Origin of the sequence: Paenibacillus sp. N3.4 (genome assembly GCF_008017805.1) — a bacterium.
Taxonomy (GTDB): domain Bacteria; phylum Bacillota; class Bacilli; order Paenibacillales; family NBRC-103111; genus Paenibacillus_E.
Genome location: NZ_VRTT01000017.1, coordinates 30,193 through 54,365, shown reverse-complemented (window position 1 = coordinate 54,365; position 24,173 = coordinate 30,193). Strand labels below are relative to the sequence as shown.

Sequence of the window (24,173 nt, the reverse complement as noted above, 5' to 3'; positions counted from 1 at the left end):
CCTCCTGTTGTTATATTCCTTCAGCAAAAAAATACTCGTAATTGGCATAGCCTTTACCAAGGGTAGATACCTGGACCTGGTCTCCTTTTTCTAAGCGGACATGGAGTCCTATCGCTTCCTTTACTTTTACCAAGATAATGCCAATAAATAATCCAACGAGGATTACGTACAAGGGATGAATCGGAAAAGACAATAAAATGATTAAAGTACTTAGCAAGGTAATCAAGGTTGTTTTATCAAAAATAGCTGATTTGCCCATATTATAAGCGGCTACAGCAATGAGTCCAATAATTGCAGCATGAATGCCTACCAATGCAGCCTCTACCTTAGGGTTCCCCTGCATGTATCTAAAAGCAAGGCTAAGTAATAGGGCAATCAAGAATGTAGGGAGAGTAATACCGATAACAGCCGCGACAGTCCCGGGAATTCCCGCCAATCGATATCCGATGAATGCCGAAGCGTTAACACCGATGCCACCAGGTGCCGATCCCGCGATTGAGATAAGATTGGCTATATCTTTCTCAGGAATCCATGCCCGTTTGACGGTAACCTCCCTCTCAATGATCGGAAGCATAGCATAACCACCTCCGAAAGTAGCTGGTCCAATCTTCAAAAACGTCAAAAAAATATCCCTAATGACTTTGAGACGATTTATCCCCATTATGCAACCTCCCGAATCGTGTTTATAATTCTATTATAACCTTCTTTAGTTTATTTTGGAATAAAGTTTTATGTTTTCAATAAATATTTTCGGTGAATTCGGATATTTACATATTCCATTTCATAAATAACAGGAATTATTCCGATGTTATTTTTAGTTAACTTCAAATTGGAATTATGTTTCATTTTACTTCAAATTCGCCTTTTTTATTGACGCCTCCACCCATCTAATAAGGATTTTGATCGGAAATGGCTTGGTAATTTAATCATCGATTTACGGCAATTGAAATTCCCAATCGTTAAAGTTGAACATATGCTTTTAGAAATTCCGTTATCTTTTTCTCATAACTCACAGGGACCAAATAATATGACTTACCGTGCTTTGCACCCTCAACTACATATAGTTCCTTCGGGCTTTCACACGCTTCATAAAGCTCATAGGCCATAGAGAGAGGTACGGTTAAATCCCCCGTTCCATGGATGAAAAGTATCGGCGTTTTTGACTTTTTCACTTGTTTTAGCGCCGACGCCTCTCCAATGAAATACCCCGCTCTCAGCTTTGTCAATAGGCTTGTGCTTTGAACAATCGGGAATTTGGCAAGATGGTACATACGGCCTAAAGCATAGGTGAGTTCGGCTTCAGCCGATGTATATGCACTGTCGGAAATAATAGCCTTCACATTCGGAGGCAAGCTCTCTCCGCTTGTCATCAACACGGTAGCAGCCCCCATAGACCCACCATGCAGCACGATCTCCGAATCTGCCCCCACCTTCTGTAGGATCAATCCGATCCACTCCACATAATCTCTGCGTTCGTCCCATCCGTATCCGATATAATCACCTGTACTCTGTCCATGTCCCCGAGCATCAGTCATTAGCACATTGAAGCCCTGCTGGTCATGATAGAAGGCTGCATATGCATCCATATCATGTGCTTTCCCTGCAAAACCGTGAGCAATAATGACCGTTTTCTTCGATAGCGTAGCAGCCGGCAAATAATAACCGTGAAGCTCCAAGCCATCCTGAGATAGAAGGGTAAGGTCCTCAAAATCAGGCTCCTCCTTCCATTTAACAGGTTCACGAGCAAGAGCGAAATTCGCCGCTGCCGGAGATTGTTTGAGGAAGTCTTTACTTGTTCGTTCGATGGCAACATGATAAAAGTAGAAGCTGGCCGAAATATCAACTATTACAACCACAACGATAGCGATCATCAAAATTCTAAGTAAATATTTCATATATAATTACTCCTTAGTCGTTCCTCCACATAAATTTTAAAATCTACGCTCCTTTTGGAAGCGTAGATTTATAAAAGGTCATTAATGTTTCCCTTTATTCTTTTTGGAACAAAGGTAACTGTTCACTCGCATTCACTTTACAAAGTACTTTATGAATTAACCAGACCCAGTAATCCCTCCAGCATTTCATCGGTCATGGCTCCGCCACTGAAAGCAATTAATCCGCGAAGCGGCAATGATTTGATCATAGCTTCCATCATCTCGGATGTCTCTTTATTAACTGAAGCGACTGCACCGAGCGGCGAGTTCTTTACCAGCTCATGCACAATAGCTGCTCCCTTCGGATCTTCCATTATGTCTCCTAAAGTAGAGTTGCGTGTGTACGTTCTCTTTATGTTAACGGTGGATTCGACACGAATAGTCTCACGCAATGTAATGTCAGCAGAGGACTGACCAATCAGGATTTCAAATTCGCCGGTTTCCACGTGCCAATCCTTCAAATCAATGTTGTAATACGCAAAAGCACGTTTAGCAAGTTCGAATGTAACCACCTTAGTCTCACCAGGCTGAAGCTCGACTTTAATGAAGCCTTTCAATTCCTTTTGCGGTCTTACAACTGTACTCAACAAATCGCGCACATACAGTTGCACGATTTCTTTTCCGGCCCGATGACCTGTATTTGTAACGCTTACGCTGACCTGAACGGTGTCCACGTCTACGATCTCCTTCTTATCTACAGTAAGATTGGAGTAGCTGAAGCTGGTATAACTAAGCCCATGACCGAACGGAAACAAAGGTGCTCGGTCGACTGCATCATAGTAACGATACCCGACAAATATTCCTTCCTTATATTCTACGCGATCCCCTTCGCCCGGAAAGAACAAATAGGATGGATTATGCTCGAGCTTCTGCGGAAAGGTTTCAGCCAGTTTACCGCAGGGGTTGGCATTGCCGAAAAGGAGATCAGCGATAGCTCCGCCAAGCGCCTGTCCTCCGAGATATGCCTCCAGCACTGACTTCACACTTCCAAGCCAAGGCATTTCTACAGCGGCTCCATTGCTCAGTACAACCACAACTTTGCTTTGTACTGCAGCTATCGCTTCAATTAAACTAATTTGATTGGCGGGAATTCTGAGATGTGTACGATCATAGCCTTCCGATTCATAACGATCTGGAAGACCAGCCACGATAATAGCTACATCGGCTTGAAGGGCTGCTTGCACAGCTTCGGAGAGCAGGCCTTCGTCCACTTCATCGCTGCCTAAATCATAGCCTTGCGCGAATACGACGTTGGCCGCGCTTCCAGCGGATACACACAACTCTTCGTGAATATCCTCCAGCTTGGTCGGATTAATGCGCGAGCTGCCGCTTCCTTGATATCGAGGCGTTTTGGCAAGCGCTCCTATGAGTACGATGTTGCCCGACTTGGCAAGCGGCAGGAGATCATCCTCGTTCTTCAGAAGCACCATGCTTTCCCTTGCCACCTCTCGTGCCAGCTGGTGATGGGCTTCCTGATCGTAAGTTGCCCCTTCTTTACGCTGGTCCACTGCCTTGAAGATGACAGTCAGAAGCCGCTCTACAGCACGGTTCAGCACTTCTTCCGCCAGTTTGCCGCTTCGAACAGCTTCGACGATTTTAAGATCGCTAGTACCGTTAGTCGATGGCATCTCCAACTCCAGTCCTGCCGCCAGACCATCTACACGATCGTTCACCGCTCCCCAGTCGGAAACAACGAAGCCAGCATGTCCCCATTCCTCTTTCAAAATGTCAATAAGCAGCTTACTGTTCTCGGAACAAAATTCACCATTCACCTGATTATAGGCACTCATGACAGTCCAAGGCTTCCCTTGTTTGACTGCACCTTCGAAGCTGGCCAAATAAATTTCGCGAAGCGTCCGCTCATCGACAAGGGCATCGGTTGTCATGCGACGGTGTTCCTGATTGTTTACGGCAAAATGCTTCAACGATGTGCCAACGCCCTGGCTTTGCACGCCGATAATATGACTCGCTGCCATTTCGGAGGATAAGTACGGATCTTCGGAGAAATATTCGAAGTTCCTACCACAAAGCGGTGACCGCTTAATATTCACGCCCGGTCCAAGCAGAACCGCCACTTCCTCAGCTTGACATTCTTCCCCTAGAGCGACACCAACTTTGCGCATCAGCTCCCGATCCCACGAGCTAGCCATTCCAGCAGCGGAAGGAAAGCAAGTTGCCGGTACGCTGTCCATTAATCCGAGATGATCCGAAGCACCCTTCTGCTTGCGTAATCCGTGAGGACCGTCGGTTATCAGGACGGATGGAATGCCAAGACGCTCGATCCCTTTTGTGCGCCAAAAGTCAAGTCCGGAACATAAGCTGGCTTTTTCCTCCAAAGTCATTTGATCAATCAGCTCAGTTATATTTCGCTGCATATTCTTCTCTCCTCTTCCCATTGTTAGTTATCTCCTCCGTATGATGCCCCCTGCCGGTTTCCTCTAAGCGTCGTATTGTCAACATACCCCGCATTCCGATAAAGCTGATCCGCGTCTGGGCCGAAACCTAGTTTGGCACACCGCTTGCGGAATAAGGAAACATGCCGCGCATTCGCTGGATCCTCGATACAATTCCTGGTTTCATAAGGATCACATTGTAGATCGAACAAGACCTCGGGCATATTTTCTCCGTAGTATTGATACTTGAGGTGATTTTGTTTAATCATTAGGTTTGTTCCAGAGAACTGTGAAATCGTTTCATTGTCCCACAGGGCTCCGTTTCCTTCCATGAGCGGAACAAGACTCCGACTGTCTAAACCTGGCGGAGTAGGAATATCCGCGAAGTCGCACATGGTTGCGAAAAGATCGCAAAGGTTCACGTTCTCCTCGACCACCCGTCCCTGTTCAAATCTCCGCGGATATCGGATAATCAGCGGTACCCTGACGCTCGCTTCAAAAAACTTTTGCTTCTCCCAGATGCCATGTTGTCCAAGCATTTCACCGTGGTCACTCGTATAAACGATGATCCAATCGTCCAAGTCTTGCCCTACCTTCTGCAGAGCGCTTAGCACTTCACCGTAAAGATCGTCTATGGTCTCGATCATGCCGTGGTAAGCAGCGGTCGCCCGACGAAGATCCCTCGTCGTCACATCGAATCCTGAGCCGACTTGCCGTTGAGATAGAAAGGGATGTTCAAAAACGGGTTCATTTACATACGGCTCTACTCGATTCAAGTAATAGGCAAACTTTTCTTCACTATCCATGCATTGCAAGCTGCCTTGCGTATGTCATCGAAGCAGGCGGCAGATCGTCGCCATATTTCTCGCATCCGCTTGTACGAGGGAGTTGGCCAGACATGATGCATTGCCGGGCTGGAATACAAATTGGAGATGGGGTATAGGCGTTCGTGAAAACAACACCCTCTCTCGCCAACATGTCCATCACGGGAGTGCGAATAACTCCGTTGCCGGCATATCCGGCTACATCTGGTCGATGCTCATCGCTCATCAAAAATAGGATATTCGATTTATTCTTCATCTAGATCCCCTTCGTAAAACGACAAACACCTTATCCAACCTATCGATTGACTAAGGTATTCGTCTTATTATCACTTGTATTACAACATGATTATGCCTTCAATCCTGTCGTGACAACGCCTTGAATAAAGTACCGTTGCGCAAAGATGAACAGTAAAACAAGAGGCAGAATAACGACTGTCGTTGCAGCCATAAGTTGATCCCACTGGATAGAAGCATCCGAACGAAAAATAGTCAATCCCAGTTGAATCGTACGCATGGATTCACTATTTGTCATAATGAGCGGCCACATGTAATCGTTCCACGTTGTCGTCGTTTTGAAAATAGCTAATGTGGCAAGAATCGGCTTGCTTAACGGCACGTAGATTTGCCAAAAAGTTCTGAATTTCGATGAGCCATCAATTTCAGCTGCTTCATCCAGCGCTCGCGGGAAACTGATGAAAAATTGTCGACAAAGGAAAATCCCGAAGGAACCAGCTACAAACGGGATAATGAGTCCGGAATAGGTGTTGAGAAATCCTGTTCCCCCATGTCCCAGCCAATCATTCCCCCCAAAAAATGGAGCCTGTTTCATCATGAGGAATGTAGGAATCATCGTTACTTGAGCCGGAACCATGATGCCAACGAGCATCGAAAAGAACAATAGGTTGCGACCTGGAAAGCGCAGTCTAGCAAACGCATAGCCTGCTAATGAATTAATAAACATGCTAAGAATGACGGTAATGGATGTTACGACAAAGGAATTTGTAAAATATTTAGTCCAATCCCCATGCTTCATCGCTGTCACATAGTTAGAAAACATCCAATGCTTAGGAAGAAATGTAAAGGAAGGGGAGTTAATTTCTGGCATTGTCTTTAATGAAGTAATCACCATTAGCAAGAAGGGAATCAGCATCACAAAAGAGATGACAAGTGTAAGGGTACTCCACCACATTGGTTGGAAGGTTTTAGATTTCATTATGTAGGATCTCCTTCTCCCAGAATAGCTTAGTCCATATCCGTATCATTGCCTTGCTTTCCGAAGCGGAAATTTAAAATCGTAATCCCCAAAACCACCAGCATGAGGACCATGGCCATAGCCGAGGCGTAGCCCATGCGGAAGTCCTGAAACCCGCGTAAATAAATTTGGTGCACGATCGTCGTTGTGGAGTTTAACGGCCCGCCATTTGTCATAATGTTGACCTGTTCGAATACCGTAAACGAATTCACACATGCCGTTACGAATAGGAAAAAGGTTGTCGGCCGAAGCATCGGGATCGTGACATGGAGGAACTGTTGCAGCTTGCTCGCACCGTCAAGTTCAGCCGCTTCATACAGACTCGCTGGAATGCTCTGCAAACCGGCCAAATACACAATCATGTTGTAGCCGACGCTTTTCCAAATGCTCATCAGTATAATGGACAACATTGCCGTACTGGGATTAAACAACCACTGCACTTTACCAAACCCCAAGGTTTCCAGGAACCGATTCGCAATACCAAGAGACGGTTCGTAGATCCAGAGCCAAATCATGGAGACTGCAACCATGGACAACACATTCGGCAAATAGATGCTTGCTCTAGCAAAGACACGTCCGCGTATACTCATGTTCAGCAATGCAGCAAACAGTAGCCCTATGATGAGCTGCGGGACAATCGTACCGGCAGCGTATACAAACGTATTGCCCATTGATTTCCAAAAGAGAGTGTCTTTCATCAAGAGCGCGTAGTTACTCAGGCCTACGAAGTCTTTCGTCTTATAAAAGTTGTAATTAGTAAAGCTGTAGTAACACCCGATTAGCAGCGGAATCATAACAAAAAGAAAGTAGATAAGATATCCTGGGGCAATCATCGCATAGCCGGAATAGTCATACCGCTTATAAAGCCGGCTTTTCTTTAGGTTAGGACTGCGTGCGGCCGTCAATTCGCTATTCAAGTAAGATCACCAGCCTATTATTAGATCGTGTGTATTATTTCGTTAAGTTCGGCAGCTCTTGTCTAAAGGTCTTATCTGCTTCTTTCAGCGCTTCTTCCGGCGATTGTTTCCCGTAGAACGATTTCTCTATGGCTTGGGAAATAATTTCATACATACGCTGTGCGTAAGTCGCTTTAACAGCACCTTGTCCAATCGATACTGCTTCGAATACCGCTGGGTTGATAATGGGATCGGCTTTGAGATAATCCTCTTTCAACGATTTAAGCACAATCGGCGTTTGTAATTTTTCATATCTGTTCCATGTTTCTTCTTTCGACAATGCGTTCTTCATAAAGTCTGCCGCAAGCTCCTTGTTTTTGCTTGAGGAGGACATGAACAAGAAGTTAATTCCGGCGAAGGTAACAGCAGTCTTGGCTGGTACTGATGCCATTACGCCTACTTTATTTTTGATATCAGGATCGGTTTTTGCCAAAGTTACGAGCGCTGAAGGGTTAAAATAGGCCATAGCCGCTTTACCGTTAGAAAACAGATTATCTTGGGTTTTATTGCCGTCGTAAGGGATGGAATACCCTTTCTTCGCCATATCACTTAGATATGTCGTAGCTTCAATCGCTTCTTTGCTGGCAAATAAGGGTTCATTCTTCTGAAGATCCAATACCTGGCCTCCATTCTGCATCACATAAATTTGCCAGTTTACCCAAGCATTGCTGAACGGAATATCCAGACCAGCTCTTATCGTTGTATTGCCATCTTTCTTGGTCAGCTTAGCCGCATATTGCGCCAGCTCATCCCAGGATTTTGGCGGTTTCTGCGGATCAAGACCGGCTTCCTGGAAGAAATCTTTACGCCACATGAACACACGTGGAGCAGGTGCGAATCCTAAACCATACAATTTGTCCTTAAAAGTCCCAAGATTGACCACATTTTCGAGCATATCCGCCTTGCCCGCCCAATCCTTCACATACGCATCAATCGGTTCATATTGACCTAGGGAAGCTCTTTGAGCTAGAGAGGCGAGGGTATAAGACACAACATCCGGCGCGGTGCCACCAGCAAAAGCTGCATTTAATTTCGTTTCCATTTCTGTCCCAAACGGAACTTCCGCAAAATCAATTGTAACCCCTGGATGGCTGGCTTCGTACTTTTTGATATAGGATTTCCAGACATCACCCTCAGCTTGATCCGTCCCTACTCGCCAGAAGGTTAACTTTTTGGGAGCGACGGCTTTACTGTCCGCTTTAGTTTTTTGCTGGGTATCGGAAGTACTGGAACAACCAGCGAGCATACTGCTAGCAACTACTGTTAAAGCCATAACACTTAGAAACGTTTTTCTATGTCTCATCTCGAACCCTCCCTTTCAAATCTTACCTCTTTATTATGATGAAATATCACATCGCTGTATAAAAACATATTCTTGAAAAACAACACAATCGTTCACGTTTTTTGGCAATGACCTCTCGTATATAAAAAAATAACAAAATAGTCGGATTCGATAGAGGGATATTCAGTTATGAGAAAACCTCTATCGAGGCCACTCAATGATGAGCGACCGCGTTTAGAGGTTGGTTTTATCGCCAATCAGAAAGCGGTTTCGGGAGCCGAAAACTTATACTTTCTGATGTGGTAAAAATCCGCTCCTCGGCCAAGCTGAGCAGCGGTCATTTTACTCCTTATTTAGTTGGAATAGCTCATTTGCCCGACTGGTAAAGATGTTCTCTATACTCCAGTGGAGACAGATTCGTACTTTTTCGGAACAATTTAATGAAATAGCTTGCATTCGAATAGCCGATAATTTCCGCCAAGGTACCAATCTTTAAATCTTTATTCTTAAGAAGCTCCTTGGCTTTTTCCATTCGGATTTCGGTTAAATAGTCGTTAAAGCTGATTTCTGTTTCTTTTTTAAATAACTCACAAAAATACGTACGGCTCAAATGAACGTGACCCGCAAGCTGCTGCAGCGAGATCTCCTCTTGATAATGTTGCTTTATATAGCTGCAAGCTTGCATAACGGGTTCGCAATATTTACGCAGGTTGTTGTCAAATACCCCCATCAAATGCTGAGCTTTTTCAGTGACCCATAGTTTTAAGGCGGCAAACGTGACTTGCTGCTGAATATGGATATGAACATTCTCATAAAGAGCCGCTGATTCCTCGGTAAGAAGCTCTAAATTACGCAGTCGTTGAAGACAAATGATGATCAATTCCACACATACGGCTTTTACCTGTTTGTCCGACCAATGCTTACGCCATTCGATTTCCTGGAAGAACAAGCGCAGCTGCTCTAAAGCTTGAAGTGTATCTCCGGCATCTACCCGCCTAGCGAACTCCGAAAGAAACGTTTTTACATCTTGCTGTGCCACTTTACGATCTGTATGATGAAGTTCTAAATAGAAAACAATACTTCTTTCTCCATAAAACATCCGATGTTGCAAGGCTTCCTTGGCTTCCGACCATTGAACGGGAATTTGAGTTAAAGTGTGATAGGTTCGGCTAATACCGATCGAAGAAGTGATGCCGAGAAATCGATTCAAATGATTTGAAATTTGATTCGCGTTAAGGAACAGTCTTTCCCTTTGTGTTTTGGTGCTTGTCTGTTCGACGTTTAGTAAGGCAACGAACAAGTTATCATCGAACGAGAAAGAACAACCATTCCCCTCCTCGTCCTTCAACGTTTCATCGATAATATTTATAATAGCCAGATTTCGAAGTTCTCTCTCTTTAATTTTCACATGTTCGCCAAGATTGATGCCGACTGCAAAAAGCGTAAGCTGTTTTTCTGAAAGAGAAACTTGAAAATAACTCATTTGTTTGTGGAATTGCTCTAGCTCGTTTGGTTTTCCTTCAAAGAGCTTAAGTAAATAGACCGATCGCAAAGAAACTTGGTTCTCATTGACAAAGCCTTTCAATTGATCGACTTCCTTAATTTTATGATGCTCCAACATCCAGACTCTTCTAATTTTATCAAAGCTTTCTCTTAGCGAATCAGTTGTGACCTCCGCTTTCAGCAAGTAATCAGAGGCGCCGTGTTTCAAGGCTTCGGCTGCATATTCGAATTCACCGTATGAGCTTAAGATCAGCGACCGCACATGAGGGTGCTCCTGTTGCAACTGCTTTAAAAGATCGATGCCATCCATTTGCGGCATCTTAATATCAGTCACAACAAGATCGACCTGTTGTTGCTGGCAGAATTGAAGCGCCTCGACCCCGTTGCCTGCTTCTCCAACAATCCGATAAGGTGAGCCAATCTTCTCGATCGTCATGGCGAACCATTGCCTGATGATCGGCTCATCATCCACGATTAATATATTCATAGCGATTCCTCACCCCCTCTTCCTCATAAATGGCCGGCATTCGAATGCGTACTGTCGTTCCCACACCGACTTCAGAATGAACCTCAAGTCCATAGTCTTCTCCGAAATAAAGTTGGATTCTATTATGAACATTTCGCAAACCAATTCCTTTGCCATGAAGGGCCGACGTTGTATTCAGAATATGCATGGAATTCGCAAAGCCAATGCCGTCATCAGAAACCTCGAACATAACATCCGTTCCTCGTTGTTCGCCACGTATAAATAAGACACCTTGTGAACCTTTCGGCTCAATGCCATGGAAAATCGCATTTTCAACAATAGGCTGCAGCAGCAGCTTGATCGTCAAGCAATTGAGCATGCTATCCTCAACTTCGAAGAAAACCTCAAGCCCTGCTCCTTGCCTGGCTTGTTGAATATACACATATTGCTTCAGGATGTCGATTTCCTGCCTGACCGTAATGAATTCATCATGCCGGGTTAACGTCATTTTCAAAAGCTTGACTAAAGCAACAATAACGGAATCCACTTTCTCCGGATCATGTTTAGCAAGCATAAACCGAATCGAGGCTAACGTATTATAAAGAAAGTGAGGGTTAATCTGCGATTGCAAAGCAACAAGCTCAGCGTCTCGCTTTTTTTGCTGCTCATAAATAACATTGGACATTAAATCAGCTATTCTTATCACCATCGCATTAAATTTTGCGGCAAGGCTGCCGATTTCATCATTCCCTTTCACCTTCGATCTTACTGTTAAGTCGCCCATCTCAACACGGCTAATGTCATAGTAGAGCATCCGAATCGGGACAGCCAGCTTCCTTGCTACAATATAAGACGCGAAAACAGCAAAAATAATCAGTACAACAAACAACAGTTTCTGGATAATCTTCAGTTGATTCATATTTTCAAGCAATTGACTAAGCGGTGTATAGGAATGATAATCCATCCCGTTTTCTCAACGGTTGTGATGGTGACAAGCGTACGCTTCTGATCCACTTCTTCTATATAATATCCAGACTTTGCTGTTAAAGCTTTCTCAAAGACGGCACTGCCTTTTATATTTTCGAATAACCGTGTTTTGTCCCGGGAGGAGATAATGTTGCCTTGACCATCGACAATTTCGATTCGTTGCTGTCCGATTTCCGCACTCTCGTAAAAGCGCTGAATTTCCTTTTCGTCAATACTCAGAATGAGCAACCCAAGCTCACGGTCCGTCTCGAATCGTTTTATCAGTCTAACTGCCGAAAATTCATGTTTACCTTTTGTCCGCAGCGGCATTTCCGTACTGGGACCGGAAATCCATACAATGCTCCCGTTTTTCCTGACAGCCTCCGGATACCAAGCTGTTTGTCTCCAAAGCTCAGCCTCATACTTCGGTTGGGAATCATCTGAATGATATTCAAATCCGTTCCTGCCCACTAAGTTAACCCGATATTTCAGCTGTCCGAAAGCATACGTGTAATTGGCATACAATTGATTGAGGGCTCGCAGCCTCTGGGCTTCTTCGAAGCTTTTGGAAACATAAGGTTCCACCAGAGCTATTCTCACATCATCATTCAAATAATAGATATTAGAAATAGCAATAATGTTGTCCATGACCATTTCTATTTTTTCATTGATCTGCATTAACGTTTTCAAGTGATTTTGACTAACCTGCTCTTCCACACTTTTACTAGAGAAGTAGTTGGATAACAAATTAAACGACCCAAGCGGCACAACGATAAGGAGCACATAGGAAACCAGTAGCTTGGTTTGAATGCTTCCTTTCCCAAGAAACCAACGTTTCCACATAAGAGCGCCTTCCTTCTTTTGTTTGGTATTTTACTTGCTCTATTCATCGTATCTCAAACGATTTCTGTTTACAATTGAAAAGAAGACTATGGCACTTGGAGAGAGGCTCCCATTACCATAGTCTATAACATTTCTTTCAGGGCTACAGAATTGTCCCTCGAATCGTACGGACAACCATTGGGCCATAAGGGCCGAATAGCCCTGGAACGAATTGCAGAAGGACTTCTTCATCGAACTCCATCAAATCGTTAGCACGCAAATAAGCAATTAATTGTTCATTTAAGACAGCACGTAGTGGAGCAGGAGCCAGACAGCGCACCGCAAAGTATGCTTCTCTTGATTTCCCCTTCCATGTTTCCCCAATACCTAAGTCCACGAAACGATCCTTACGTTTCCGTTCTTTCTCCTTAGCCAGCTCCGAAGCGGACATATATCCGTCAACGGATATTCCGACGCGTTCAAACTGCTCCCTCGGAGCATCTTGCTCAACCATTAATTGTGACATCAGCCTAATCATTCGCAATTCTACTTCTGTATCATCCAACGTTGTTTTCTGGGTTGAATCTTGTTCCAAATCGAACAACAAGTCCCCATACACATATGGGTTGAGATACGTACTGGCATTCAGCTTCATGACTTGACAGCCCTTCGTAAATGAAAAAGGTTCCGCCAATTCCATTCCCTTCAATTCTTGGGGGCTGAACATCGTGTGCATGTGCGTCGGCATCAACGTGTATTCGTATAGTGGAGCGTTATTGATGGTGTGCGGCGCACGCATATACACATAACGTCCGTCTGTGCAATTCACATGTCCACCATGAATGCCGAACAGCGCTGCCTCCCGAATTTGAGCGTTTTGCTCAATAACCGAGCTAAGCGGATGACCCTGCATATCATCTGGGATAGGGACACCGAAATAGTCGAGTAGCGTTGGTGCTAGGTCAATCGTTTGCACTAAAGCATCGGAGCGTACACTCTTCGTTTCATACCGAGGGTCCCAGATGTACAAAGGAATATTGGCGATTTCATTGTAGAATGGCTGAATATTTTTCCCCCACCATTGATGCTCCCCTAGCAAAAAGCCGTGATCCGTATTAACTATCAGCATCGTATCTTTCCACAAATTGTATTTGTCGAATGCATCTAGCACCTGACCCAAATATTCGTCGCACATACTGACTAGGGCCGCATATTCATAAATCGCATGTTGGACTTCCTCTGGTTGCTCTTTCACCTTGCCGTAGTCCGGCCAATCGAAATGTTTGCCTTCGTACACATGCGGGTACAGGTCCTTGTACTTTTGCTGTGTGAAGAAAGGTTCATGCGGGTCAAACGCTTCCATCGTCAGGAACCACCGGTCTGTATCCTGATTTTTCTCCATGAACTCAATGCCTTGCCTAATGGTAACTGCTAACGGCATTTTCTCTTCAGAGTCAAGATACTGCCTGTTCACCCAGTCCTGACGCCATAAATCCCCAAGCTTAGGCCCGCTTAAATTTTCCGGAATCGTAGGATTCTCAACTTGTCCTTTCCATGGATCTCCTTCTTGCCCTCTGGCGAATTCCCATGAGTTATATCGGCCATGGTAGGTCGCTCCGCCATCCTCAAAATAATGCACATGGTCTGTCGTCAAATGCGTGTATATGCCCTGTTTGCGAAGCAATCCAATCATTGAATCATCGAAAGGCTCCAAAGGCCCCCAACTGCGATGTAGAAAATTGTATCTCCCAGTATGCAGTTCCCTTCTCGCTGGCATACATGGCAAGCTACCAGCATAACACTTGTCGAAAGTGACCGTTAGCTCTGAAAGCCTATTGAAATTGGGTGCATGTATCCAATCACAGCCATAGCTTGGCAACATATGTTTATTTAAGGAATCGAACATTAGCATTACTGCTTTCATAGGTAACTCCCCCTTTTATGGTCATACATCTTGAAAAAATGCAGACTAACACGTCTTGATCTTTAACATTATATATAAGCGTTGTCCCTTGCGGTAATAAAATATCCTCAAAAAACATCACTATATTCAGAAGGAATCCACTTAAAAATAGCCATCTCAGGCGGAATGGTCAAATATTACGGTACATAACATTATATTCAGGTCCCTTATCCTTTCAATTCCTCTCTCGGCAAAATACATGCTACAGTAAAAACAAATGAACGAAGGCGAGCAATTTCTGGATCGATCAGACGGGCCTTTCGAAGCTTTATTACGTAATGGAATTTAAGGATATGGGTAAAAGTCAGATAATAATATAAAAACATACTCAATCAAGGACATCACTGATCGAGTATGTTCCCTTTTTAAAAATCACCGCTTACCACTCAGAACTCATGGTACATCTTCCTGCGGTAGGCACTACTTCATTCAACAATAAACGTAGACTCAGCCTCCTCACTATCCTTATAACCGATGCGTACCGCAATCGATCGAATGCGCGCAAGACCATCTGTTAAGATGATCGGGCCCGTATACAGTTTCCAACGAGGATTCACATCTCCATCGGTCGTATAAGCAATGGAAGCACCCTGTGTTGCTGAATGAAGCATGACCGCTGTCGGTTCTTTGAAGATTCCTTCCTTCAACGCATTCTTACCTGGCAACTGGCTATTGATCGGGATGAAGAGTGGTTTAGCTGTTTGTGGTTGAATGCCATTCGGCCACATGGTCGCAACCATTTGCGTCTCCGGAATATCTCCCCAAACGTCGTATTTACCGCACCAATCGTCAAGCTCCTTGCGCAAACGAATCCGTGCATCCCGATACGATGGATCGTCCGCCAAATTAGTCAGTTCATGCGGATCGTTTAAACAGTCATACAATTCCTCCGGAGGACGCTTATTTTGCATGAGCACTTGCTTATCGCCCTCTAATTCGCCTGCCAATTGTAATCTCCACAGCTCCTGGAATATCGGATGAAGATGACTAAATGGGATCCACTGAAGGTAAGACTGATCGGGATACTCATTACGCATATATTTGAATTGCGTATCTCTTACAGCGCGAACCTTATCATAAGCCTCGTCATAACGGTCACGAGTGGCAAATACATACTCTCTCGATTCGGCAAGCTCTCCCATGAACGGCTGACCTTGGATATGCCGGGGAACGGGTATCCCAGCCAAGGAGAGCACCGTAGGTCCCAAGTCGATCATACTGACCAATTGTTCGCTGACTTGGCCATTTCCCACCTTATCGGGCCACCTGACGATAAGCGGCACGCGGATTCCCGCATCATACGTCCACCGCTTGGCACGCGGCAGTCCTTCTCCGTGGTCGCTCCATAACATGACGATCGTATTGTCAGTCAAACCATCTTCCTCAAGCTGTTGAAGAATGCGACCTACATACTCGTCCGCATTGGCCAGATTATCATAATGTCTGGCAAGCGCTGCTCGCGATTTCGGAGTATTCGGCAAGTAGGGTGGAAGAACAACCTGATCCGGGTCGGTCGTGAGCGGTCTCTCTTCGTAGTTAGGCATAAATTGCCTCATTGACTCAGCCGGCCACATGCCGCTTTCATGCGTAGCGTCATAATTGAATACAGCGAAGAAGGGCTGACCGTCTTCCCGTTTACGCCAATGTGATTCCTTGCCATTCTCGTCCCATGCCGTTAGAGGCGCCTGAAACTGATAATCTGTTTTAGCATTGTTCGTACAATAATATCCGCTGGCCCGCATGATTTCGGAAATCGTTTTGACATGAGCGGGGGTTACTGCAAAATAAGGTGTCGGCAGCTCCGGTGTGTGCACATTGGTATGTGCGGTTCGCATATGATGCGTGCCTATTGCGGTTTGATACATGCCCGTAATGACAGCAGATCGACTGGGAGCGCATACTCCCGCCGTGGCAAATGCGTTCCGATACAAAGTTCCCTCTTGGGCTAAGCGGTCTATGTGGGGTGTCCGCGCCAACGGATCTCCATAGCAGCCCATTCTCGGGCTCGTATCCTCCAATGTAATCCACAAGAAGTTAGGTTTTCGTCCTGCTTCCTTCATCCGGCAAACTCCTTTATCTGTTTTATACTCTCCGTCATCCATTACATCATGAGCATTTTCAGAAAACCGACAAGCCGCAGCGCATGATTGCCAAACGAGCTCGTCGCAAGCTGGACAACGTCATCTTCACTCACTTCCGGCGATGGTTTGCTTTGCACCATCAAGAATCGAACATGATCATGACTGCTTTCATAGCCGTATCCTCCCGATATTCCCCACTATTTTACAGAACCAATTGTAATCCCTTTGATGAAGTACTTTTGGAAGAACGGATACGCCACCAAAATCGGAAGTACTCCGACAACAGCAATCGCCATTTTTACCGATGTGCTCGGAAGCTCTGCGACCTTCGCCCCAGCGCCCGATGCCATGTCGGAGTTGCTGCTCAAAAATTGGACATCTTGAATGAGCCGATTCAAAATATTTTGAATGCTAAACAGCTTCGGGTTGGTCACATAAGTCAATCCGTTAAACCAATCGTTCCAATACAAGATGGCCTCGAAAAGTCCGATGGTCGCCATGATCGGAACTGACAGCGGGAGAACGATTTTGTAGAATGTTTTAATCTCACCCGCCCCATCGATTTTGGCCGCTTCGATAAGCGCTGGCGGAATGGACGTCATGAAGAAGGTGCGGACGAGCAGGACGTTAAATCCGTTCATGAGCAGTCCAGGAATAAGCAGCGCCCAAATCGTATTTTTCACATGCAAAACCTGCGTATAAATCAAGTACGTAGGGACAAGGCCCCCATTAAATAAAAGTGTAAAGAAAACAAAGAATGCCCAAAATTTCTTCCATGGCAGATCTTGACGGGAAATCGGATACGCCAGCATCGACGTGATGGCTAAGCTGGCAGTGGTTCCCACTACCGTAATGAACACGGTAATCCCATACGCACGGCCCAACTCTTGCCAGTGATCCAGTAAATACACATACGCTTTGGAACTAAATTCTTGCGGAAACAGAGAGTATCCATGTTGAATAATGCTTGTCTCACTTGAAATGGAGGACATGATGAGCAGTAAAAAAGGCAGAAGGCTTGCAGCGGATAATGCAATCAGAACAATATGAGTAGTCCACTGCAGCGCTTTACTATCTTGTGCCATGAATCTTTCCCCCTCTAAAATAATGCATTGTCTTTGCTGAATTTGCGCACCGCATAGTTGGATACGATTACCAACACGAATCCGACAAGCGATTGGTACAGACCGGCTGCCGATGACATCCCGATATCCCCGAGGTTCATCAGACCTCTATACACGTAGGTGTCAATGACATTTGTCGTTTTGGACAACGCGCCCGAATCCATTGGCACTTGATAAAACAAGCCGAAATCCGAATAAAAAATGCGTCCGATCGCTAGTAGGGTCATCATTATAATGACAGGCATAATCAAAGGGATGGTAATGGAGCGAATCTGATACCATCTTGAAGCGCCATCCAGTGTCGCTGCCTCGTAATACTCCGTGTCGATGCTGATGATGGATGCTAAATAAACGACGCATAGGAATCCGACACCTTTCCAAATATGCACCAGTGTCAGAATGTACGGCCAGTACTTCGCTTCTGAATACCAAGAAATGCTGTCAATTCCGAACAGCGGAAGAATGGCCTTGTTCATCAAGCCTGACTCGACACTTAACATGGAATAGACGAGATAGCTGACAATGACCATCGAAATCAGATAAGGAAGCAAAATGACACTTTGATAAAAACGGGATAAAAATTTCTTCTTCACTTCATTCAGCAAAATCGCCACAAAAATAGCTATGACCGTGTGTACAACGATAAAAAGCGAATTGTACAGAATCGTATTGCGTGTAATGATTAAGGCATCTTTCGTCTTGAACAAGTATTCAAAATTTTTAAAACCAATCCAATCGCTGCCGAGAATGCCTGCCTGATAATTGATATCTTTAAACGCGATGATAACACCGAACATCGGTACATAATTATTAATGAGCAAGTAAAGCACGCCTGGGATCATCAAAAGGTAAAGCGGATAATAATTTTTCCACCTGCTCAGCCTTTTACTCGTTGAGGATTTATTCGTTATTGCTTGTGTCATCATACTCACTTCCTCCACTTCATGGCATCTATTGTTTGCTTACACTTTCATTATAGGAATTAGGCGGAACAGTCACTACTCCGTTTTCGACTTCCCGTTTGTACGATTCCGACCTGCCGTTCTAAAGCGTTTCCACTTCGGCAATCTCGATGTATGTCATGCTTTTCAGCTCATCGTACACTTCAGAAGCATACTTTCGGTCGATGAACACGATGAAATTAAGCTCCTGCTGTTCGCCGTTCAGCTCTTTAATATGAACGCTATTCATTTTGTACCCTTTTGCAATAATCGCTTTAATAATACTGGTTAAATTCGCATCATGGGACACGATGAGCTTTACACGCAGATCTTTCATAATCAATGGCTTCGGGCCGACTTTCTTAATAAAATAAGGCAGCACAATGACACAGAACATAATAAGTGCCAGCCCGAAAAAAGCTTCAACGAAAAATCCCGCGCCAATCGCTATCCCTAGCCCTGCCGTCCCCCAAATCATCGCAGCGGTCGTTAGACCGATAATGACATCGTTATGCTTCCTTAGAATGACCCCTGCTCCGATAAAACCGATTCCACTGACGATTTGTGCCGCTAGCCGCATGGGGTCCATCACATGCAAGCCTGGGACTGCATATTTATTCGCGGATTCGATGGAAACAATAGTTAACAAGCAACTGCTTAAGCAAATGACCAGCGAAGTTTTCAGCCCTAGCGGCTTATTGCGAACTTCACGTTCTAGACCGATAATTAACCCGAGTGCAGCTGAAAGTCCTAATTTAATCAAAATATGAACGTCTATGCTGAGCATCATGAAAGATCTCTCCTTAAGTAAAATTGAGACGTTTAATATAAAAAAAGAAGGAGCCACCGTCTGCTCCTTCTTCCTATGTTTATTTAACCCCAAATTACAGCTGTCAGCTCTTCCAAACGATGAAGCCGATAGTCAGCAGCAGTCGGGCTGTTTATCACAGTACCAATGGCAGCCGACTTCATACCGGCACGCTTAGCGGCGATAAGGCCAGCCTCCGCGTCTTCTACGACGAGACAACATGCGGGATCTATGGCAAGCTTCTTGGCTGCGAGTAGAAATACTTCGGGATCCGGCTTACTGTTAACGATCTCATTGCCATCCGCCACAGCTTCAAACAAGTGCGTAAAGCCAAGCCTTTCCAGAATGATCGGCGTATTCCGGCTGGATGATCCGATCGCGACTTTAGTCCCCTGCTGCTTGCAGGCAGCTATGACCTCGCGAGAACCAGGCGCCGCATCTGCGGGAGTCAATCGGTCAAGCAGTTCGCGGTAGTAGCCGTTCTTCTTCTCAGACAAAGCTTCTTTTTCCGCACTTGTATACGTTCTGCTGCTCTTCTCAAGGATGACTTCCAAGCTCTCCATCCGGCTAACCCCACGCAGTCGGTCATTGAGGGACTCATCGAATACAATACCTTCTTCGTCCGCCATTCGCTTCCATGCTTGGTAGTGATACTGATCTGTATGCACAAGCACACCGTCCAAATCAAAAATGACTGCAAGTATTGACATGTTGAAATTCCCCTTTCATTGTCCGGCTTGCACGTATTGCTTACAGACGTGTATCCCAATAGCCGCAAAATGGATCTACAGGGTTGATCCCCTTGAAGGAGGAACGTCCCAGCAGCTTCTCGATAATCGCGTCCACGACCTGCTCGCTGGCTGAATACGCATTAATAAACGTTGGTATACGCGGTACATCCAGCAGATGGTAAGGGTTAGCCACGGAAATAAACATCGTTGGCAGCTCTTGAATGAACCACGGCATATCTAGACCAAAAGGAGGCGCCCAGTTAATGCGGACAACGGTTTGGTTGCTGTGGGTCTCCATATTTGAGAAGTAGATAGCAGCATCATACTGATCCGTCATCGCCTTCACCCCAGCAAACATCGCCCTTAAATCGAAATTTTTCGTATCAAATATCTTGACCTCGAAACCCTCCGCTTCCAGTTTGGAAATAAAGTAAGGCGCAATGTTCGTTGATTTGAACAAGCCATCCTCGCCGCCGAGCGAGAAGAGTAAAATACGCTTGTGACGCTCTGGGCTGATCGGCAGCAATTGCTGCGTGTCCTTCACGAGTGTAACGGATTGATCCGCACATTCCCCAGCCCATCTCATATGCTCGTCGCATTTCAGAACGGATAGCGCCTCTAAGCCCGGCACAAGGGTCCCTTCCCGCTTCTTCGTATGCAGACCAAGCGAAGCTTTAACACCGAGAATGCGTGTCACCGCTTCATCCAGCCGCTCCACGGTCAGGATGCCCGTCTCGATCCCTTTCATCATGAAGAAAAAGTCTTCCTCGATACTCTTATTAAACAAGAACATATCACAACCTGCAGCGATCGAAGCCGGAACGGCTGTCTCCCGCTTCATCGCCATCATAAAACCGGCCATTGGCGTAGCATCGGTCGTAATAAGTCCATTAAATCCGAGCTTCCCGCGCAGCAGATCGTTCAACAACTCCGGTGCCAAAGTCCCAGGCATAATGTCCGTATCTTTGAGCTCAGGACGAAGTTGCTTGCTGTAAGCAGGATAAGCAATATGTCCGACCATAACGCTCATGGCTCCGGCGTCAATGCATTCTTGATACACATTGCCGAAAGTGGCGTCCCACTCTTCGACCGACAACGAGTTGATCGACGTTAACAAATGATGATCGCGCTCATCCACGCCGTCGCCTGGGAAATGCTTAATCGAGACAGCCACGCCATGTTCCTGAACCGTAGCCGTATAAGCTTTGCTCATGCGAGCAACGCGCTCTGGTTCGGAACCAAACGTTCTCACATTCGTGATTGGATTGCGGAAGTTGACGTCGATATCCACAACTGGCGCGAACGCCCAATTTACACCTACTGCGCTGCCTTCCCGAGCAGCAATAACGCCGAGCCTGCGAGCCATCTCCGTATTGTCCGTAGCTGCAACTTGCAATTGCTTGCCGAAAAAAGTACCATCCACAGCGGAGCCGTTGCCCCCTGCTTCCAGATTGGCGGCAATAAGCAGCGGAATTTCCGAAGTTTCCTGCAAATAGCGATGCGTTTCCTGGACTTTCTCCCCGGAACCAGGTCGATACAGTATGCCGCCGATTCTCATCTTTTGCGTCAGCTTCGCTAGCTGCTCCTTGTCATCGGTGAATCCGATCGGACAAAACAGCTGTCCCACCTTGGCGGCAAGATCCATGGAGGCCAACGTGTCCTTAACCCATCCAATCCCATCATCGTCTAGATGAAAAGGCTTTGCATGCAAATCAACCATGTAGCGTCCCTCTTCTCTTATGACTATTTGGAGTTCTAACTTTTACTCTAAATAAATGCTTTTCAGTTTTTCGCGCGCTTCGGATGTCAATCCGAGCACTTCTTCCATATAAGTTTCCATGGTCCCATAATTCTCTATGATTGCATGCAGCGCCGTAGTCAAGTATTCCTGTTTTACTGCCATCATTTCTCTAACCTTTGCAAACTTGTTGTCATCTCCTAGCTTCTCTTGAATCGAGCTAAGCATGTGATCAATCGCTTCTTTCCGGTTATTGTTGCTTCTTAAGAAATCCTCCATAACGGTTTCCATCGGCACCTCTAGTGCAAGAAGCAAGATAGCTCCAGCAAATCCCGTTCGGTCTTTACCTGCTGCACAGTGCCAGAGCAGCGGACTGCCTTCTGCCTGCAGCACCAAATCAAAAAATCGACGATAAGCAGCTTGAGCAATTGGATCTGAGACAAACTGCACATAAACGTTTTCCAGCCAATCTCCCTTGAACTCAGCGATGTCCATTTTCTTAATCACTGCAATCATTTCCTGTGGATTAACAACTCCACCCAGTACGGATATATGGATGTTTTCCGCGCCAGCAACGACTGGATTCGGCGTTGCTTTTTGTTCACCTTCCGAACGGAAATCGCAAATATAGCGCAAACCGTTTTCTTGCAAGTACGCGATATCCGCTTCGTTCATTTCCGCCAGCTCTGCGGAACGGAACAATAGGTTGGGCTTGATTGTCCTTCCATCTGCCGTGAAATATCCACCTAAATTACGCAAGTTGGTTCTGCGTTCTATTTCCTCTACTCTTTGCTTATAGGCTGTTTCCATTATATCCTCCTGAATTTCTCCGATATTTCGCTTACTTCACGTTATTTTCTTTGGCCCACGCATCCAACTGTTTTTGTTTTTCGGCAATAATTTTGTCGATTCCGGCAGCTTTCAACTCAGAAATGAACTTAGGCAGTTCTTTATCCGGATCGAAGGCTCCATCCTCCAGCCCTAATCGGTACTGATTCACGACGTTGCTTACAGCGGCAACTTCTGTCTTCACCGAAGTGTTGTCATACGTAAATCCAAGCGCTTTCGATCGGGTTGCACTTTCGTTGAACTTCTTCGTTTCCTGCCATACATTCTTGTCATTACCTTCCCATACATCGGCAAGGAACGAATTACCGAACATAAACCCTTGGTTCAAAGCGAAACCCGTATTATTCTCATCTACTCCTGCAGGGTAGCCAATAAAACCATCTTGCTTTTTCACATAATGCTTGCCTTCGATACCCCAAGAGAATAAGTTAACAATATCTTTGTCAGCGTACATGAGATTAAGGAACTGCATAGCTTTCTCGGGATTTTTCGAACCTTGGGAAATCCCCCACATCACGCTATTTACCGTACTTGTATTCGCGGCTGCTGGCGCAAGCTTGACCGCGATCATTTCAGTTCCGACTATTTTCGACTGCTGTTCAGCAAAGCCCGGTTTCATGTGCGTGATATTCCCTGCTGCTTTACCTGCTTTTATAATGGTGTTTTCACTTTCTTTGTTTGTCACGACATCTTTAATCGCGTATCCCGCTTGGTTCCATTTTCTCATGAGCTTCACCATGTCGGCATATTCAGGAGTCTCGTACCAGTTCACGAGTTTCAGCTCGCCTTGACCATTATTCAGAAGCACCCCTAAATCGTCCCCCAAAGAATCTCTCGTGCTAAACGTTCCGTATAGGGAGCTATTCACCTTATTCGTCATAGGAGCCATGCTCGGCTCGTTTTCTTTGAGTTTCTTTAGTACACTTTCAAGATCTTCCAATTTTTTTACATACTTAAATCGATGTTGTATTTGGTTACCAAGTCTTTTCTCATGATAAATCCGTAATCTTGCGCTAAATCACGAATGGTCGGCACGCCGTAAATTTTACCCTTTACTTTCGGAGCATTTAGAAATACAGGCCCCAACGATTCTGAAATATTCTTGCCATGCTTGGTAAGCAAATCATCAAGCGCAAGCACTTGTCCTTTTGCGACATAGCTGGAGTAGAATGCTCCCCACACCACCATTAAATCGAGCTTTTCTCCGCTAGTCATCATCAAATTCATTTGATTCACATATGCACTGTAACTGATAGGCAACAGCTTAACAGTGGCGTTAATTTTCTCTTTGGCAATTTTGTTAATCTCGTCATTCACCAGCTGCATGTCTTTCGGAATTGCGCCTTTAACAGGAATCGCCACCGTGAGCTCATATGGCGCTTCGGTCTTCTTGTCGTCCTGCTTCTTGGGACTTGCTGCACCATTCTCGGAACCGCAACCTGAAACAATAACCGTCAATGCGACAATCGAACTTAAGAAACTCAATCTTTTCTTCATGGTTATCTCCTTTTATTTGTTGTTATCCGAACAATTTCATTAT

Annotated in this window: 22 protein-coding genes; all 22 read right to left on the bottom strand. The window is 45.3% G+C overall.

Annotation, left to right across the window (positions count from 1 at the left end):
* Positions 1 to 10: 10 nt before the first annotated feature.
* Positions 11 to 661 carry a chromate transporter gene (locus tag FU659_RS11070; protein ID WP_147947631.1) on the bottom strand — a complete coding sequence of 217 codons (651 nt, stop codon included), beginning with the start codon at positions 659 to 661 and terminating at the stop codon, positions 11 to 13.
* Positions 662 to 959: 298 nt separating this feature from the next.
* A complete protein-coding gene (locus tag FU659_RS11065; protein ID WP_147947630.1) occupies positions 960 to 1,895 on the bottom strand; it encodes an alpha/beta hydrolase in 936 nt (311 codons plus the stop codon).
* A gap of 149 nt (positions 1,896 to 2,044) precedes the next feature.
* Positions 2,045 to 4,309 (bottom strand): glycoside hydrolase family 3 C-terminal domain-containing protein, encoded by a 2,265-nt coding sequence (locus tag FU659_RS11060; protein ID WP_147947629.1) that lies wholly within the window; start codon positions 4,307 to 4,309, stop codon positions 2,045 to 2,047.
* A gap of 23 nt (positions 4,310 to 4,332) precedes the next feature.
* Positions 4,333 to 5,133, bottom strand: a complete 801-nt coding sequence (locus FU659_RS11055) for a sulfatase/phosphatase domain-containing protein (RefSeq protein ID WP_147947628.1) — start codon at positions 5,131 to 5,133, stop codon at positions 4,333 to 4,335.
* A complete protein-coding gene (locus tag FU659_RS11050) occupies positions 5,126 to 5,407 on the bottom strand; it encodes a sulfatase-like hydrolase/transferase (RefSeq protein ID WP_147947627.1) in 282 nt (93 codons plus the stop codon). The genes FU659_RS11055 and FU659_RS11050 overlap by 8 nt, the downstream gene beginning before the upstream one ends.
* A 90-nt stretch (positions 5,408 to 5,497) precedes the next feature.
* Complete coding sequence (locus FU659_RS11045; RefSeq protein WP_147947626.1) at positions 5,498 to 6,364, bottom strand: carbohydrate ABC transporter permease; 867 nt, start codon at positions 6,362 to 6,364, stop codon at positions 5,498 to 5,500.
* Between the two features lie 29 nt (positions 6,365 to 6,393).
* The gene (locus FU659_RS11040) at positions 6,394 to 7,320 is read right to left on the bottom strand and encodes a carbohydrate ABC transporter permease (protein WP_261807755.1); all 927 of its coding nucleotides are present in this window, start codon (positions 7,318 to 7,320) and stop codon (positions 6,394 to 6,396) included.
* Positions 7,321 to 7,354: 34 nt separating this feature from the next.
* Positions 7,355 to 8,662 (bottom strand): ABC transporter substrate-binding protein, encoded by a 1,308-nt coding sequence (locus FU659_RS11035; RefSeq protein WP_147947625.1) that lies wholly within the window; start codon positions 8,660 to 8,662, stop codon positions 7,355 to 7,357.
* Positions 8,663 to 9,008: 346 nt separating this feature from the next.
* A complete protein-coding gene (locus FU659_RS11030) occupies positions 9,009 to 10,631 on the bottom strand; it encodes a response regulator (protein WP_147947624.1) in 1,623 nt (540 codons plus the stop codon).
* Complete coding sequence (locus FU659_RS11025) at positions 10,609 to 11,574, bottom strand: sensor histidine kinase (RefSeq protein WP_147947623.1); 966 nt, start codon at positions 11,572 to 11,574, stop codon at positions 10,609 to 10,611. The genes FU659_RS11030 and FU659_RS11025 overlap by 23 nt, the downstream gene beginning before the upstream one ends.
* A complete protein-coding gene (locus FU659_RS11020; protein WP_147947622.1) occupies positions 11,526 to 12,419 on the bottom strand; it encodes a cache domain-containing protein in 894 nt (297 codons plus the stop codon). Before FU659_RS11020 ends, FU659_RS11025 begins: the two co-directional genes overlap by 49 nt.
* A gap of 142 nt (positions 12,420 to 12,561) precedes the next feature.
* Complete coding sequence (locus FU659_RS11015; protein WP_147947621.1) at positions 12,562 to 14,322, bottom strand: sulfatase; 1,761 nt, start codon at positions 14,320 to 14,322, stop codon at positions 12,562 to 12,564.
* 464 nt (positions 14,323 to 14,786) lie between these two features.
* Entirely contained in the window at positions 14,787 to 16,421 is a 1,635-nt protein-coding gene (locus FU659_RS11010) for a sulfatase family protein (protein WP_147947620.1), read from the bottom strand.
* A gap of 41 nt (positions 16,422 to 16,462) precedes the next feature.
* Positions 16,463 to 16,585, bottom strand: a complete 123-nt coding sequence (locus FU659_RS37040; protein WP_261807754.1) for a hypothetical protein — start codon at positions 16,583 to 16,585, stop codon at positions 16,463 to 16,465.
* 54 nt (positions 16,586 to 16,639) lie between these two features.
* On the bottom strand, positions 16,640 to 17,527 hold the full coding sequence (locus tag FU659_RS11005; protein WP_147947619.1) for a carbohydrate ABC transporter permease: 888 nt from the start codon (positions 17,525 to 17,527) through the stop codon (positions 16,640 to 16,642).
* Positions 17,528 to 17,541: 14 nt separating this feature from the next.
* The gene (locus tag FU659_RS11000; RefSeq protein WP_147947676.1) at positions 17,542 to 18,489 is read right to left on the bottom strand and encodes an ABC transporter permease; all 948 of its coding nucleotides are present in this window, start codon (positions 18,487 to 18,489) and stop codon (positions 17,542 to 17,544) included.
* A gap of 121 nt (positions 18,490 to 18,610) precedes the next feature.
* Positions 18,611 to 19,297: an MgtC/SapB family protein gene (locus FU659_RS10995; RefSeq protein WP_261807753.1), complete on the bottom strand. Its 687-nt coding sequence runs from the start codon at positions 19,295 to 19,297 to the stop codon at positions 18,611 to 18,613.
* A gap of 83 nt (positions 19,298 to 19,380) precedes the next feature.
* On the bottom strand, positions 19,381 to 20,025 hold the full coding sequence (gene pgmB / locus FU659_RS10990; protein ID WP_147947618.1) for a beta-phosphoglucomutase: 645 nt from the start codon (positions 20,023 to 20,025) through the stop codon (positions 19,381 to 19,383).
* Positions 20,026 to 20,065: 40 nt separating this feature from the next.
* Positions 20,066 to 21,766: a glycoside hydrolase family 3 protein gene (locus tag FU659_RS10985; RefSeq protein WP_147947617.1), complete on the bottom strand. Its 1,701-nt coding sequence runs from the start codon at positions 21,764 to 21,766 to the stop codon at positions 20,066 to 20,068.
* A 42-nt stretch (positions 21,767 to 21,808) separates the two neighbouring features.
* On the bottom strand, positions 21,809 to 22,594 hold the full coding sequence (locus FU659_RS10980; RefSeq protein ID WP_147947616.1) for a tyrosine-protein phosphatase: 786 nt from the start codon (positions 22,592 to 22,594) through the stop codon (positions 21,809 to 21,811).
* 31 nt (positions 22,595 to 22,625) lie between these two features.
* Positions 22,626 to 23,522, bottom strand: coding sequence for a DUF3502 domain-containing protein (locus tag FU659_RS37035; RefSeq protein ID WP_397355504.1), 897 nt, complete (start codon positions 23,520 to 23,522; stop codon positions 22,626 to 22,628).
* A gap of 56 nt (positions 23,523 to 23,578) precedes the next feature.
* On the bottom strand, positions 23,579 to 24,130 hold the full coding sequence (locus FU659_RS37030) for an ABC transporter substrate-binding protein (protein ID WP_261807751.1): 552 nt from the start codon (positions 24,128 to 24,130) through the stop codon (positions 23,579 to 23,581).
* Positions 24,131 to 24,173: the final 43 nt, after the last annotated feature.